Origin of the sequence: Rhodoferax sp., assembly GCF_010365055.1 — a bacterium.
Taxonomy (GTDB): Bacteria; Pseudomonadota; Gammaproteobacteria; order Burkholderiales; family Burkholderiaceae_C; genus Rhodoferax.
In genome coordinates this window covers 72,180-86,978 of the sequence record NZ_JAAFHA010000004.1, presented here as the reverse complement: position 1 = coordinate 86,978, position 14,799 = coordinate 72,180, and the positions used below count along the sequence as shown (strand labels likewise).

The following is a 14,799-nucleotide window of genomic DNA, read 5'->3' as shown; positions in this document are numbered from 1 at the left end:
TCAGGGCTGGAACAGCTCAAGCAACCGGTCCAGCCCGCCTGACTCGATCGACACATGGGCGATCTCGCGCACGGCGGATTTGGCGTGAAACGCCACTGACAAACCCGCCTCACGCATCATCGGCAGGTCGTTGGCCCCATCGCCCACGGCAATCGATTGCTGTGGCGCAATGCCCAGCAGGGCGCAGGTTTCGAGCAACATGGTGCGCTTTTCATCGCCATCACAAATGTCGCCCCAGGGCTGATCGACCATGCGGCCGGTGAGGACGCCGTTCTCAATCTGCAGCACGTTGGAGCGGGTGTAGTCAATGCCCAGGCGCTGCGCCACGCGGTCGGTAAAGTGGGTGAATCCGCCTGAGACCAGCAGCACCTTGAGCCCGGCTGCCTTGCAGGCCGCGACCAGTTCAAAGGCACCGGGGTTGAACTGCATCCGTTCCTGATAAATCTGGTTCATCTGCGCCTCAGAAACCCCCTGGAGCAGCGCCACGCGCTGGCGCAGGCTCTCTTTGTAGTCGGCGATCTCACCCTGCATCGCCGCTTCGGTGATGGCGGCGACTTCTCGCTTGCGCCCGACCGCGTCAGCGATCTCGTCCACACACTCGATGTTGATGAGCGTGGAGTCCATGTCGAAGGCGATCAGCTTGAAGTCGCTCAGACGCAGCGGTGGGGTAAAGCCTTGAATGATCAGCCCGGGGGCGATTGCAATAGGGTGCATGAGAGAAAAATTCACTATTGTTTTAATAGCTGCTTATGCAAGCAGGACGGGGGATAGATGCCTATTTATTAGGTTGCAAATGTCAGCCAGTTCTCCACTCGCAAACCCGGCACGCGGGCAAACTCTGCATCGCCTGAGACGAGCGTGGCATCCAGTGCCAGCGCGTGGGCGGCGATGAGTGTGTCATTGGGGCCGATAGGGGTACCTTGGCGTTCCAGGTGGGCGCGGATCGTGGCATAGTGCGCGGGCACCGTGTCATCCAGCGGGAGCACGGACATGCTGGCCATCTGGATGTCATAGGCGGCTTGCAGGCGCGGCGAAGGCTTTTTTGTCAGACCAAAAAGCAATTCACATTGCACGACAACGCTGGTGATCATCTGGCAGGGCTGATCCGCGAGCAATCTGGCTGCATAGCGTTGGGCAACGACTCCTTCGGGCTTGGCCATCAAGTGGCTGATGACGTTGGTGTCAAGCAGGTAAGTCTCAGCGCTCATAAGTTGATGTCGTCCAGTGGCAAGAGCCCTTCATCGACATCGGGAAACTCGTCCTCACAGGGGCCGAGCTGCTGCATTTTTTTCAGTGCATCAAGCAGCGCTGCCTTGCTGCCCTTGGCGAATTTGGGTGTGACAGGTTCAATCACCAGCGTGTTGCCCACCTGGCGCATAGTGGCTTCTTGCCCCGGCAACTCAAACTCTTTGGGGATGCGCACGGCCTGATTGGCTCCATTGCGAAACAAGCGCACGTGGCGCGCAGGCGGCTCAACCAAATAGTCAGCGGCTTTTTCTGAGACGGTGGGCATGATGTTTCTCCTGGCGAGTTCGAACAGTCAGTTTAGCCTATGCCGTGGCATATGTCATGACCATTTTGGCCGCTCACTCGCCACGCGGCGCCATGCGGCAAGTGAGTTGGCGGGTACCTGTGGCGCCATGGGCATCGAAGCTCTGCTCCAGAAACGTGATGTGATCGGCCTCAAATCGCACGATGCTGCAGGCACGGGTGCCGTAATCCGGCAGGGCGATGAATGCGGCCGAGAGTGCGCGCTCGAATTCCAGCGGTATGCCGGTGTCTGGCAAGTCGGCATCGGCGGCAACGCTTGGGTTTTGCAGCAGCGCCAGCAACTGTGCATCGCTGGGCGGCTCTTGCCCCTGCAGGGTTTGCAGACCACCTTTTATGGTGGCCAGCTTGGGCCAGGGTGTCAAAAAGTCCGCGTTGGACACGGCGCCCAGCCCCGGGTGCATGGCAGTCACCTTGGCGTGGCGGCTCTCCAGACCCAGCAGGCTGGTGCCGTCAAAAACCAGCAGGTTAAACGGGTTGTAGTCACTGGCTTGCCCGGCCAGTTCCGTCAGGTAGTCCATCGCGCTGGTATCGGCCTGTAAGTAAGCGCTGACAAGTTCGCCGCGTGAGGGTGCATCCGCGCGCAGGGCCGCTGGATTGCGGTGGTTGGTCAACGCGGCCAATCGTCCCGAGCGGCTGATGCCCAGCCAGGTGCCACCCGCCTGCAAATCGCGCCCGGCCAGAATGTCATCGTCATCCCAGCAGTGCAGGGCCGCAGTGGGGCGAGCGTAGAACTCGTCGCGGTTGGCGATGAGCAACAGTGGGGTGTGGCTGGCGGGTTGCCAGTTCCAGGCGATCAGGCACATGGGTATTGAGGCTCCTGTGAGTTTGCGGCTGATTGGCTGTCAGGTGGCGCTTGTTCTTCTAGGCGGCTGTCGCAGCCGCCGCCACCGGCTGCCCCAAATTGCGCAGCACATCGCGCACCATCTGCGCCCGGTCTTGTGGCAAGGGCAGTTCCCGCTCGATGCGCAGCTTCTCATTACCCGCCAGTTTGATGTGCTTGTTTTTCTGGATCATCGCAATGATCTTCATCGGGTCAATCGGCGGGTTCTTCTTGAAGGTGATGGTGATCACGCCGGGGGCGGCATCGACCTTGACCACGCCAAAGGGTTTGGCCAAAACGCGCAAACGGTGCACATCGATCAGCGTTTGCGCCTGGGCCGGCAGTTTGCCGAAGCGGTCCACCAGCTCCTCCAGCAGCGCATCAATCTGGTTGGCGTTTTGTGCGGTGGCCAGCTTTTTGTAAAACGAGAGGCGCAGGTGCACGTCGCCACAAAAATCGTCGGGCAAGAGCGCCGGGGCGTGCAGGTTGATGTCGGTGCTGACGTTGAGCGGGCTGAGCAAATCGGGCTCAATACCGGCCTTGAGGCAGCGCACCGCTTCACTCAGCATCTCGTTGTAGAGCTGAAAGCCGACTTCCAGCATGTTGCCGCTCTGGTTTTCACCCAGCACCTCACCGGCACCACGAATCTCCAGATCGTGCATGGCCAGGTAGAAGCCGCTGCCCAGTTCTTCCATTTGCTGGATGGCGTCCAGCCGTTGCTGCGCCTGCTTGGTCAGGCCCTCCAGGTCGGGCACCATCAGGTAGGCGTAGGCCTGGTGGTGGCTGCGGCCGACGCGGCCGCGCAACTGGTGCAGTTGGGCCAGGCCAAATTTGTCGGCGCGCGCCATCACGATGGTGTTGGCCGTCGGCACGTCAATACCGGTCTCGATGATGGTGGAGCACAGCAGCAGGTTGAAGCGCTGGGCCACAAAGTCGCGCATCACGGCCTCCAGCTGGCGCTCGGGCATCTGGCCATGGGCCACGGCAATGCGGGCTTCGGGCAGCAGTTCTTCTAATTTTGCGCGGCGATTTTCGATCGTTTCGACCTCGTTGTGCAAGAAGTAAACCTGGCCACCGCGCTTGAGTTCGCGCAGCACGGCCTCACGGATCACGCCGGCACCTTCCGTGCGCACAAAAGTTTTGATGGCCAGGCGGCGTTGCGGCGCGGTGGCAATCACGCTCAGGTCGCGCAGACCTTCCAGCGCCATGCCCAGCGTACGCGGGATCGGGGTGGCGGTGAGCGTGAGCACATCGACCTCGGCGCGCAGCGCTTTCATCTGCTCTTTGTGGCGCACGCCAAAACGGTGCTCCTCGTCGATGATGAGCAGGCCCAGGTCTTTGAAATGGGTGTCTTTGCTCAGCAGCTTGTGGGTGCCGACCACGATGTCGATGGTGCCGTCGGCAATGCCTTTCATGGCGGCGGTGATTTCCTTGGCGGAGCGGAAGCGGCTCATCTCGGCCACTTTGACCGGCCATTTGCTGAAGCGGTCGACCAGCGTCTGGTAGTGCTGTTCGGCCAGCAGCGTGGTCGGTGCCAGAAAAGCCACCTGCTTGCCGCCGGTGATGGCAATGAAGGCGGCGCGCAGGGCGACCTCGGTCTTGCCAAAGCCGACGTCGCCGCAGATCAGCCGGTCCATCGGGCGCGGGCTGATCATGTCCTGAATCACGGCGTGAATGGCGGCGCTCTGGTCGGCGGTTTCTTCAAAGCCGAAGTCGTTGGCAAAAATCTCGTAGTCGCCGGCCGAGTACCTGAAGGCATGGCCTTCGCGCAGGGCGCGCCGGGCATAGATGTTGAGCAGCTCGGCGGCCGAGTCGCGCACCTGCTCGGCCGCTTTGCGCTTGGCCTTGTCCCACTGGCCGGAGCCCAGTTTGTGCAGCGGCGCTTCGTCCGCGGCCACGCCGGTGTAGCGGCTGATGAGTTGCAACTGGCTCACCGGCACATAGAGCGTGGCCTTGTCGGCATATTCCAGATGCAAGAACTCCTGCACCTCGGGTTCGCCGTTGGGCAATTTGTTGCCCAGATCCAGGTTGATCAGGCCGTGGTAGCGGCCAATGCCGTGGGCCGAGTGCACCACCGGGTCGCCGATGTTGAGCTCGCTCAGGTCTTTGATCAGCGCCTCGACGTCACTGACTTGTTCCTGTTTTTTGCGCCGTCGCGTGGTCGGCCCTGCGGCAAAGAGTTCGGTCTCGGTCACAAAATCGATGCCCGCTTCCAGCCAGCCAAAACCCGCGCTCAGGCTGGAGGTGGCGATGCCGATCGGCTCATCGCTGCGCTCGAATTCCGCCAAGGAGTCAAACGCGGGCGGGTCGAACTGACTGCTGTGCAAGAAGTCCAACAGGCTGGTGCGGCGGCCCTCGCTTTCGGCCAGCACCAGGGTGCGTCGCTGGGTGCTTTGGATATGGGCTTTCAGGCGGGCGAGCGGATCTTCGGCGCCACGCACCACGGTCAAGGGCGGCAGCGCTTCAAACTCGGCGTAAGCGCTGGCAGTGTCCAGGGCCGGCCGCAAGGCCAGTTGCGCATGCTGATTGACCCGCTCGTAAAACTGCTCGGTGCTTAAAAACAGGGACCCCGGCGGCAACACCGGGCGTTCCGGGTCGCCTTGCACCAGCCGGTAGCGTTCGCGCGTGTCTTGCCAGAAGTGTGCAAAGGCGGGCTCCAGGTCGCCGTGCAGCACCACCGTGGCCGCCTCACCCAGATAGTCAAACACGGTGGCGGTGTCGTCAAAAAACAGCGGCAGGTAGTACTCGATGCCGGCGGTGGCCATGCCGGCACCGATGTCCTTGTAAATACGGCTGCGCGTGGGGTCGCCGTCCAGCAGCTCGCGCCAGCGGTTGCGAAAGCGCGCACGCGCCTCGTCGTCCATCGGGAACTCGCGCCCGGGCAGCAGCCGCACCTCGGGCACCGGGTACAGGCTGCGCTGGCTGTCGGGGTCAAAGGTGCGGATGCTGTCGATCTCGTCGTCAAACAGATCCACGCGGTAGGGCACGGCGCTGCCCATCGGAAACAGGTCGATCAGGCCGCCGCGCACGGCGTATTCGCCCGGACTCACCACTTGCGTGACGTGGCTGTAGCCGGCCAGCGTCAACTGCGCCTTGAGCTTGGCTTCATCCAGCTTTTGCTTGACCTTGAAATGAAAGGTGTAGCCGGCCAGAAAGGCACGCGGCGCGAGCCGGTACAGCGCGGTGGTGGCGGGCACCAGCACCACATCGGCGCCGGTTTCCTTGTCGCGCTGGCTGATGCGCCACAAGGTCGCCAGGCGTTCGCTGATCAGGTCCTGGTGCGGTGAAAAGGTGTCATAGGGCAAGGTTTCCCAGTCGGGGAACAGAACGCAGCGCAGTTCCGGCGCAAAGAACGCCATCTCGTCGATGAGGCGCTGCGCGTCCAGGGCGTCGGCCGTGATGATGGCGGTGACCTTGTGCTGGCTCTTTTCGCGCAAGCCCAGTTGGGCCAGCAAGAGCGCATCGGCCGAGCCGACCGGGCGCGGCAGCGTGAAGCGCTTGCCGGGGATGAGTTTGGGTAATTCCATGAATGCGAGGCCGGTGGTGGCTAAAGCGCCAATGCGTGACAAAAACGCCAACACCCTGCGCAATGTGAGCCAGGGTGGATGGGTATCGATTCTAGAATGCGGGCCACACCATGCTAGATTCCCCCGCACTTATTCCCCCATCCGACCCGGCGCCACGCTGTTGGGCCTTGATTCCCTGCGCCGGCACGGGCTCACGCGCCGCGGCGGCTGGTCCCAAGCAGTACCAGGTGCTGGCCGGCCAGCCGATGGTGCTGCACACGCTGGCGGCATTTGCCGCGGTGCCACGCATCGCCCGCACGCTGGTGGTGGTGGCGCCAGAGGATACTTTTTTTGCCACCCAGGCCGTGGACGTTGCTCATGTTTTAGTAGCTTCTTGCGGAGGTTCCACGAGGGCTGCAAGTGTACTGAATGGTCTAAATGTCTTGCTGGAGCTCGGCGCGGCCCGCCGCGACTGGGTGCTGGTGCACGATGCGGCGCGCTGTCTGATTCGCCCCGACCAGATCGATCAGTTGATCGATGCTTGCTGGCAAGACGAGGTGGGCGGCTTGTTGGCACTGCCCTTGCCTGACACCCTCAAACGTGAATCCCTTGGCCGGGTGGCCGCCACCCTGGAGCGTGCCGACAAGTGGCTGGCGCAAACCCCCCAGATGTTTCGCATGGGCAGTCTGTTGGACGCGTTGCAAGTGGCAAGCATCACCGTCACCGACGAGTCCAGCGCCATGGAGGCCATGGGCCTGAGCCCGAAGCTGGTGCCCGGCAGCGCCCAGAATTTCAAGGTGACTTACCCGCAAGACTTCTCCCTGGCAGAAGCGGTATTGATGACGCGCTCATCAGGCGACTCCGCGCTGCAACAGTCGGCAAGCGAATTTAAAAGGGCCAGAGACATGAATTTCAGAATCGGTGAAGGCTGGGACATTCACGCCCTGGTCGAGGGTCGCAAGTTGATTCTGGGCGGCGTCGGGGTTCCCTTTCACCTGGGTCTGCTCGGCCACTCGGACGCGGACGTGCTGTTGCACGCCATCACCGATGCGCTCTTGGGCGCCGCCGCGCTGGGAGACATTGGCACGCACTTCCCGGACACCGATGCGCGCTTCAAGGGCGCTGATTCGCTGGCTTTGTTGACAGAAGCGGCGCGGCGCGTACGCGCGCAGGGTTTTGAGATCGGCAATGTCGACAGCACCGTGATCGCGCAGGCGCCCAAGTTGATGCCCTACATGGCCGCCATGCGCACGCAGATTGCGCGGGCGCTGGCGGTTGAGGTCGACCAAGTCAACGTCAAAGCCAAGACGGCAGAAAAGATGGGCCCGGTGGGGCTGGGGCAGGCGATGGAGGCGCGCGCCATAGTGCTGCTGCTGAAATAAACATGAAAACGGGCTCTAGCCCACGTTCTGCTTGCCTAGTATGCTATTAATTAGTTAGCGTATGCAGAGGGATATCTTTTTCTCTGGCCAGTGCATCCAGGCCCTGGCGGCTCATGCCGAGCAGGTAGCTGGCAATGGCCGCATGCGTGTCTGGCGACAACATCGTGAGGATATGGGCGTAGGGTACGCCGGCGGCCGCGCACAGGGCCTTGGCAAAGTGCGGCTCCAGCGCGGCCACCGCCACCCGGCCGTCCTGGCAGGGATAGACGCGGTAACCGGCGTGACCTCCGCCAACAGCCGCGCCGGGCTGGGTCAGGCCCCACTGCCGCGGCAAGGCCAGATAACCCGCCGCGTCTGAGAGCGCGACTTCAATTAACAATCCTTTGCCTTTTTTCTGCTGCATCAGCACCGCCGTGAGCACCGCTTCCGAGGCTGTCAAAGAGCCGCCCATGTCGGCATACAGGGTGGGCGGCAACTCCAGAGCGCTGATGAGGTCGTTTTCTGCCAGGTAAGTGAGATCGTGTCCGGGTACTTCGGCACGCGCGCCGGGGGCGCCGACAATGGCCACCTGTGACAGCGCCGGGTAACGCTTGTGCAGCATTTTCCAGCCCAGCCCCAATTTGCTCAGGGCCGACGGCCGAAAAGAGGTCAGCAACACATCGGCTTTGGCCAACTCCCGGTGCAAGGCGTTTTGCCCCTGCTCCGTCTTGAGGTCAGCGACCTTGATGCGCACACCCTGGTGCAGCGCCGTGTAGGCCGGCCGGTTGTACAAACCCATCGGATCGCCAGACGCGCCGGGCGGCGCGCCAACAGGCGCTGGCGGTTCGAGCTTGACGCAGCTTGCGCCCATTTGCTGGCAGCGCATCAAGGCCGCCGGGCCGGGCAGGTTGAGTGCGAGACTGAGAATGCGCACGCCCTTGAGCGGGCGCAGGGGCTTGCTGGATGAAGTGGCCATGAGGGTCAATGCCTTGCTGAGAGTTGCAGTTTGATAGGGGGATCTTGGCGTCCATCTTACGTGAGCGTCTGCGGGTCGGCGAGTCGCGCGCCGCGTGGGTGCGCGACCGGTCGCCCGTCAAGGCGGACGGCCGCAGCCAAGCACTTGGGCTGAAAAGGGGATTTGTCAATCCGGCCGATTTGAGAGGGCAGGCGGGTAGAATTCCGCGCTTACAGGACTATGTTGTCTTGCGACTTTCAGCTTCTCCATGCCCCCTTGGGGTCTGCCTCCCAAACGGGTACCCGAGATGTTGGAGTCCCCCCCGAGGATTCTCATGAAACGTGTTGATGATTTCCGCCTGAAATTCGGAAAAAAAGAGTATGTCCCGATCATGGTCGGCGGCATGGGGGTTGATATCTCAACCGCCGAACTGGCCCTGGAAACAGCCCGGCTGGGCGGCATCGGCCACATCTCCGACGCGATGGTGCCGGACGTGTCGGACCGGCGTTTTGACACCAGTTTCGTCAAGGACAAAACCCGTTTCTACAAGGCCAACATCGACAACGCGGACAAGTCCATCATTAAGTTTGATCTGGGCGTGCTGGCCGAGGCCACCCGGCGCCACGTTGAAGCGACCATGCAGGCCAAGGGGAGCGAGGGCCTGATCTTTGTCAACTGCATGGAAAAGTTGACCATGAACGGGCCGCGCGAGACCTTGCAGGTGCGAATGGCATCCGCGTTGGATGCGGGCATCGATGGCATCACCCTGAGCGCCGGTTTGCACCTGGGTTCGTTCGGGCTCATTGCCGACCACCCGCGCTTTCGCGATGCCAAACTGGGCATCATCGTGTCGTCGGTGCGCGCCCTGCAACTGTTTCTGCGCAAAAACGCCCGGTTGGATCGCAAGCCCGACTATGTGATCGTCGAAGGCCCGCTGGCCGGCGGCCATCTGGGCTTTGGCCTGGACTGGGCGCAATACGACCTGGCCACGATCGTGGCCGAAGTGGTGCAGTTCATGAAAACCGAACAGCTCGATATTCCGGTGATTGCCGCCGGCGGCATCTTCACCGGCAGCGACGCGGTGTCGTTCCTGGAGCAGGGTGTGGCTGCGGTGCAGGTGGCGACCCGCTTTACCGTGGCCAATGAGTGTGGTTTGCCCGCCGAGGTCAAGCAGGATTATTTCAGGGCCAGCGAGGCTGACATTGTGGTCAACACGATCTCGCCGACCGGCTACCCGATGCGCATGCTCAAAAGCTCGCCGGCCATTGGCTCGGGCATCCGGCCCGGCTGTGAGTCCTATGGCTATCTGCTGGACGGCAACGGCAACTGCGCCTACATCACGGCCTACAACCGCGAGCTGGCTTTGCACCCCGACGGCAAAAATATCGTGGTGATGGACAAAACCTGTCTGTGCACCCACATGCGCAACTTCAAGCTCTGGACCTGCGGCCACTACACCTACCGGCTCAAGGACACGACCCGCCGTTTGCCCGACGGCAGTTATCAGACCTTGAGTGCCGAGCACATCTTCAAGGACTATCAGTTCAGCGTCGATCAGAAAGTGGCTTTGCCGGTTTGACCTTTGGCAGGTTCCCTGGTTTGATCTGAATTCGATTGAGCGCTGACGCGCCGCAAACCGCATCATTTGCGTCGTCGCAATTGGCAGCCTGGCCGGGATTCTGGGCGGTGCTACTCATTTTTTCACGTAACGGAGAAGTCTTTCCATTATGTGAAAAGTCGCGCGATTGCACCGCAGCATTTTTTCTCATAGCAAAAAAATTATTTCCACAAGGTGAAATGCTGGATGTAACTTATTGATTTTGCTTGGATTAAATAATGTCTTCTATAAGATATAAGATCAATTCCTAGTCTTATACAAGACATAAAATTAATCTTGAAGGATCGGCCCTGCAATGCGCCGATGCCAACAGTTTTTTCAACTTAAGGAGTGATCTCATGCCACAGACCATCAACGAGCAATTGAGCCGCGAACAACAAATCGCCGCACTGGAAAAGGACTGGGCCACCAACCCGCGCTGGAAGGGTATCAAGCGCGGTTACAGCGCTGCAGACGTCGTGCGCCTGCGCGGTTCGTTCCAGATCGAGTACACCCTGGCGCGCCGCGGTGCCGAAAAGCTCTGGAACTTGCTGCACACCGAAGACTATGTCAATTGCCTCGGTGCTTTGACCGGTGGTCAAGCCATGCAGCAGGTCAAGGCCGGCGTGAAGGCGATTTACCTGTCCGGCTGGCAAGTCGCCGCTGACGGCAATACGTCTATGTCGATGTACCCGGATCAATCCTTGTACGCGGTCGACTCGGTGCCCACGATGGTCGAACGCATCAACAATGCGTTCCGCCGCGCCGACGAAATTCAGCACTCGCGCGGCATTGACGCCGGTGACACCGGTTATATCGACAACTTTGCGCCCATCGTGGCCGACGCCGAGGCCGGTTTTGGCGGCGTGCTCAACGGTTTTGAGTTGATGAAGAACATGATCCGTTCCGGCGCTGCGGGCGTGCATTGGGAAGATCAACTGGCGTCGGCCAAGAAATGTGGCCACATGGGCGGCAAGGTGCTCGTGCCCACCAATGAAGCGATTCAAAAGCTGATTGCAGCCCGCATGGCCGCTGACGTCTGCGGCGTGCCCACGCTGGTGATTGCCCGCACCGATGCGGAAGCCGCTGACCTGTTGACCAGCGATTACGACGAAAACGACAAGCCCTTCCTGACCGGTGAGCGCACCGCCGAAGGTTTCTACAAATCCCGTAAGGGCCTGGACCAAGCCATCAGCCGCGCCGTGGCTTACGCAGACTACGCCGACCTGGTCTGGTGCGAAACCGGCACGCCTGACCTTGAATTTGCTCGCAAATTTGCAGAGGCCGTGCGCGCCAAGCATCCGGGTAAATTGCTGGCTTACAACTGCTCGCCGTCGTTCAACTGGAAGAAGAACCTCGACGACGCCACCATTGCCAAGTTCCAGAAGGAACTCGGCGCCATGGGCTACAAGTACCAGTTCATCACTTTGGCCGGTATTCACTCGATGTGGTTCAACATGTTCGACCTGGCGCAAGACTATGTCAAACGCGGCATGACGGCGTACGTTGAGAAGGTGCAAGAGCCCGAATTCGCCGCACGCACGCGCGGTTACACCTTTGTGTCGCACCAGCAAGAAGTGGGCACCGGCTACTTCGACGAAGTCACCACCGTGATTCAGGGCGGCAAGTCGAATGTGACGGCGCTGACCGGTTCCACTGAAGAAGAGCAGTTCCATTAAGCGGCGCGGCTAACGCCCTGCAGGGCCTGTGTTCTCCGGCAAGGGGAGCACAGGCCCTTTTTGGTTAAACTAGCTGTGTTGACAGCGCCATGCGAATCAGACCGGTTGGCGGCTCATGGCGGTGTTCAGGATCATCGCGCGATTTATGGGTGGTTTAGGCCTCTAGCCCCCGTCTATTGTGCTTAAGTAGCTACTGTATTCATAGTAATAATTTACATGAAGCGCGGCCAGTTCCGCGCTTTTTGCTTCGGTTTATTCTTTTTTCATATTGATCATGATTCAAATCACACTGCCTGACGGCTCTCTTCGTGACTACCCGGCTCCGGTCACGGTGGCCGAGGTGGCGGCCTCCATTGGGTCCGGGTTGGCCAAGGCAGCGCTGGCGGGCAAGGTGGACGGCAAGGTGGTGGATACCAGCTATCTGATCGAGGCGAACAGTCCGGTGTCCATCATCACGGCCAAGGATGCCGAGGGGCTGGAGGTCATTCGCCACTCCACCGCGCACTTGCTGGCCTACGCCGTCAAAGAACTGTTCCCGGATGCGCAAGTCACGATTGGTCCGGTGATCGAAAACGGCTTTTTCTACGATTTTTCCTACAAGCGTCCGTTCACGCTGGAAGACTTGGGCGCGATTGAGCAGAAGATGACAGCGCTCGCGGCCAAAGACGAGCCCATTACCCGCCGCGTGTTGCCGCGTGACGAGGCGGTGGCTTACTTCAAAGGCTTGGGTGAGCACTACAAGGCGGAAATCATCGGCAGCATTCCGGCGGGCGAAGACGTGTCGCTGTACCGTGAAGGTCAGTTTGAGGACTTGTGCCGTGGCCCGCATGTGCCCAGCACCGGCAAGCTGAAGTTCTTCAAACTGATGAAGTTGGCCGGCGCCTACTGGCGCGGTGACCATCGCAATGAAATGCTGCAGCGCATCTACGGCACGGCCTGGGCCACCAAGGATGAATTGCAGCAGCATTTGACAATGCTCGAAGAAGCCGAGAAGCGTGATCACCGCAAGCTCGGGCGCGAACTTGATCTGTTCCACATTGATGACCATGCGCCGGGTCTGGTGTTCTGGCACCCCAAGGGCTGGACCTTGTGGCAGGGCGTGGAGCAGTACATGCGCCAGGTGTATCGCGACAACGGCTACCAGGAGGTCAAAGGGCCGCAGATTCTCGACAAATCCTTGTGGGAGAAGACCGGTCACTGGGACAAATACCGCGAGAACATGTTCACGACGGAGTCGGAGAAGCGCGAATACGCGCTCAAACCGATGAATTGCCCGGGTCACATCCTGATTTTCAAACAGGGCATCAAGAGTTACCGTGATCTGCCGCTGCGCTACGGTGAATTCGGTCAGTGCCACCGCAATGAACCTTCAGGCGGTTTGCACGGCATCATGCGCGTGCGAGGTTTTACCCAGGACGATGGTCACATTTTTTGCACCGAAGACCAAATTCTGCAGGAGTGCGTCGACTACACGGCGTTGCTGCAAAAAGTCTATGCCGACTTTGGCTTTAAAAACATCATCTACAAGATCGCCACGCGCCCCGAAAAGCGCATTGGCTCCGACGAAATCTGGGACAAGGCCGAGGCGGCGTTGGTGCAGAGTTTGCAGGCCTCCGGTTGCGACTATGAAATCACCCCGGGTGAGGGGGCGTTTTACGGCCCGAAAATCGAGTACACGCTCAAAGATGCCATCGGTCGCCAGTGGCAGTGCGGCACCATTCAGGTCGATTTCTCGATGCCCGAGCGCCTCGACGCCGAGTATGTGGGCGAAGACGGTGCCCGTCACCGGCCGGTCATGTTGCACCGCGCCATCGTCGGCAGCCTGGAACGCTTCATCGGCATCTTGATCGAAGAAAGTGCCGGCGCCTTGCCGGTCTGGCTGGCCCCGGTGCAGGTCACGGTGCTGAATATCACCGATGCGCAGGCTGATTATTGTCGTGAAATTGTTGAAAAATTGAAGAATGCTTTGCCAGATCAAAGGCTTAGGGCGGTTGCGGATCTGCGCAACGAAAAAATTACGTTTAAAATACGCGAGCATTCAATGCAAAAGCTGCCCTACATCTTGGTCGTTGGTGACAAAGAGAAGGCAGCAGGTACCGTTGCAGTGCGCGCCCGGGGTGGTTTAGACCTCGGTGTGATGTCCCTCGAAGCATTCGTGCAAAAAATATCCAGTGACATCACTCACAAGTCTGTTGGTTGAACTCGATTCAAGCAAAATAACAGTTTGCCCGCGTGCATCATACGGTTGTAGCTACGATTAGCGTAGCAAATATTGTGAAGGATTAAGCCATCGCTACTGAATTTCGTGACCGCCGTCACCGCGAAGAACGCAAACATCGCCTGAACCGGGAAATCATGGCCCCGGAAGTCCGACTCTCAGGGCTAGAAAACGAGCCGCTCGGTGTGGTTAGCCTGATGGAGGCACTGCGGATGGCGGGTGATCTCGATGTTGATCTGGTCGAAATTTCTGCCACGGCGGTTCCGCCGGTCTGTCGTTTGATGGATTACGGCAAGTTCAAGTACCAGGAACAGAAGAAGGCGGCTGAGGCAAAAGCCAAGCAGACGGTCATCGAAATCAAAGAAATCAAGTTCCGTCCGGGCACTGATGATGGCGACTACAACATCAAGATGCGCAACATCAAACGCTTTCTGGCTGAAGGCGACAAGTGCAAGATCACGTTGCGTTTCCGGGGCCGCGAGATCACGCACCAGGACTTGGGCATGGCCTTGTTGAACCGTATTCGTACTGAGTTGGGCGATTTGATTTTGATTGAGCAGTTTCCCAAGCTCGAAGGGCGCCAGATGATCATGATGATCGCGCCAGGCAAGAAGAAAATTGCCACGAAGCCGGTGGTCGAGGCGGCATCGTAAGAAATAATTGCGCACGGGTGACTGAACTGGTGCTTTGAGAAACGGGGTGGGGTAATTCCCACCGCGACAGCGACGCTTGAAATGGCGTCGCTGAAAAGTGGTGAAGTAACACGCACCACTCAAAAGTGGCTCGGGGCCAACAAGTCTGCGAATCGTTTGCAGACGCCTCACGAGCACAATGAAAAGGAGCATGAACATGCCCAAAATGAAGACCAAGAGCGCGGCGAAGAAACGCTTCCGCGTCCGTCCAGGTGGCACCGTCAAGCGCGGCCAAGCTTTCAAACGTCACATCCTGACCAAGAAGACCACCAAAAATAAACGCCAATTGCGCGGATCCACAGCTGTTCATGAGACCGATATGGGTCGCATGTCACAGATGTTGCCCGGCCGTGGCATTTAATTAACGACGAACAAGGAGTACTCACATGCCTCGCGTCAAACGTGGTGTAACGGCTCGCG

Annotated in this window: 12 protein-coding genes; 6 read left to right on the top strand and 6 right to left on the bottom strand. The window is 59.8% G+C overall.

Annotated features, from left to right (window positions below):
* From serB to mfd, 5 genes are all read right to left on the bottom strand, one after another.
* Positions 1-714 (bottom strand): phosphoserine phosphatase SerB, encoded by a 714-nt coding sequence (gene serB, locus GZ093_RS02040; RefSeq protein WP_296481371.1) that lies wholly within the window; start codon positions 712-714, stop codon positions 1-3.
* Positions 715-782: 68 nt separating this feature from the next.
* Positions 783-1,208, bottom strand: coding sequence for a type II toxin-antitoxin system VapC family toxin (locus GZ093_RS02035; RefSeq protein WP_296481367.1), 426 nt, complete (start codon positions 1,206-1,208; stop codon positions 783-785).
* Positions 1,205-1,513: a virulence-associated protein VapB gene (locus GZ093_RS02030; RefSeq protein ID WP_296481364.1), complete on the bottom strand. Its 309-nt coding sequence runs from the start codon at positions 1,511-1,513 to the stop codon at positions 1,205-1,207. Before GZ093_RS02030 ends, GZ093_RS02035 begins: the two co-directional genes overlap by 4 nt.
* 73 nt (positions 1,514-1,586) lie before the next feature.
* Positions 1,587-2,354, bottom strand: coding sequence for an NRDE family protein (locus tag GZ093_RS02025; RefSeq protein ID WP_296481360.1), 768 nt, complete (start codon positions 2,352-2,354; stop codon positions 1,587-1,589).
* Positions 2,355-2,412: 58 nt separating this feature from the next.
* A complete protein-coding gene (gene mfd / locus GZ093_RS02020; protein ID WP_296481357.1) occupies positions 2,413-5,898 on the bottom strand; it encodes a transcription-repair coupling factor in 3,486 nt (1,161 codons plus the stop codon).
* Between the two features lie 110 nt (positions 5,899-6,008).
* Between mfd and ispD the strand changes: the two genes are divergently transcribed.
* Complete coding sequence (ispD, locus tag GZ093_RS02015; protein ID WP_296481354.1) at positions 6,009-7,259, top strand: 2-C-methyl-D-erythritol 4-phosphate cytidylyltransferase; 1,251 nt, start codon at positions 6,009-6,011, stop codon at positions 7,257-7,259.
* Positions 7,260-7,305: 46 nt separating this feature from the next.
* On the opposite strand, the gene GZ093_RS02010 is transcribed toward ispD, so the two are convergent.
* Positions 7,306-8,214: a CoA transferase gene (locus tag GZ093_RS02010; protein ID WP_296481350.1), complete on the bottom strand. Its 909-nt coding sequence runs from the start codon at positions 8,212-8,214 to the stop codon at positions 7,306-7,308.
* A 313-nt stretch (positions 8,215-8,527) separates the two neighbouring features.
* Here GZ093_RS02010 and GZ093_RS02005 point away from each other — a divergent pair, with 313 nt between their 5' ends.
* From GZ093_RS02005 to rpmI, 5 genes are all read left to right on the top strand, one after another.
* Positions 8,528-9,772 carry a nitronate monooxygenase gene (locus tag GZ093_RS02005; protein ID WP_296481347.1) on the top strand — a complete coding sequence of 415 codons (1,245 nt, stop codon included), beginning with the start codon at positions 8,528-8,530 and terminating at the stop codon, positions 9,770-9,772.
* A 377-nt stretch (positions 9,773-10,149) separates the two neighbouring features.
* Complete coding sequence (gene aceA, locus GZ093_RS02000; RefSeq protein ID WP_296481343.1) at positions 10,150-11,469, top strand: isocitrate lyase; 1,320 nt, start codon at positions 10,150-10,152, stop codon at positions 11,467-11,469.
* Between the two features lie 274 nt (positions 11,470-11,743).
* Positions 11,744-13,669: a threonine--tRNA ligase gene (thrS, locus tag GZ093_RS01995; RefSeq protein WP_296481341.1), complete on the top strand. Its 1,926-nt coding sequence runs from the start codon at positions 11,744-11,746 to the stop codon at positions 13,667-13,669.
* An 89-nt stretch (positions 13,670-13,758) separates the two neighbouring features.
* On the top strand, positions 13,759-14,340 hold the full coding sequence (gene infC, locus GZ093_RS01990) for a translation initiation factor IF-3 (RefSeq protein ID WP_296481581.1): 582 nt from the start codon (positions 13,759-13,761) through the stop codon (positions 14,338-14,340).
* Positions 14,341-14,536: 196 nt separating this feature from the next.
* Positions 14,537-14,740, top strand: coding sequence for a 50S ribosomal protein L35 (gene rpmI / locus GZ093_RS01985; RefSeq protein ID WP_041791621.1), 204 nt, complete (start codon positions 14,537-14,539; stop codon positions 14,738-14,740).
* Positions 14,741-14,799 lie beyond the last annotated feature (59 nt).

What these genes read in the sequence shown, in the direction of transcription:
- mfd (WP_296481357.1), bottom strand. Translation starts at nt 5,898, where the DNA reads ATGGAATTACCCAAACTCATCCCCGGCAAGCGCTTCACGCTGCCGCGC.
- serB (WP_296481371.1), bottom strand. Translation starts at nt 714, where the DNA reads ATGCACCCTATTGCAATCGCCCCCGGGCTGATCATTCAAGGCTTTACC.
- GZ093_RS02030 (WP_296481364.1), bottom strand. Translation starts at nt 1,513, where the DNA reads ATGCCCACCGTCTCAGAAAAAGCCGCTGACTATTTGGTTGAGCCGCCT.
- rpmI (WP_041791621.1), top strand. Translation starts at nt 14,537, where the DNA reads ATGCCCAAAATGAAGACCAAGAGCGCGGCGAAGAAACGCTTCCGCGTC.
- aceA (WP_296481343.1), top strand. Translation starts at nt 10,150, where the DNA reads ATGCCACAGACCATCAACGAGCAATTGAGCCGCGAACAACAAATCGCC.
- GZ093_RS02005 (WP_296481347.1), top strand. Translation starts at nt 8,528, where the DNA reads ATGAAACGTGTTGATGATTTCCGCCTGAAATTCGGAAAAAAAGAGTAT.
- GZ093_RS02010 (WP_296481350.1), bottom strand. Translation starts at nt 8,214, where the DNA reads ATGGCCACTTCATCCAGCAAGCCCCTGCGCCCGCTCAAGGGCGTGCGC.
- ispD (WP_296481354.1), top strand. Translation starts at nt 6,009, where the DNA reads ATGCTAGATTCCCCCGCACTTATTCCCCCATCCGACCCGGCGCCACGC.
- GZ093_RS02025 (WP_296481360.1), bottom strand. Translation starts at nt 2,354, where the DNA reads ATGTGCCTGATCGCCTGGAACTGGCAACCCGCCAGCCACACCCCACTG.
- GZ093_RS02035 (WP_296481367.1), bottom strand. Translation starts at nt 1,208, where the DNA reads ATGAGCGCTGAGACTTACCTGCTTGACACCAACGTCATCAGCCACTTG.
- thrS (WP_296481341.1), top strand. Translation starts at nt 11,744, where the DNA reads ATGATTCAAATCACACTGCCTGACGGCTCTCTTCGTGACTACCCGGCT.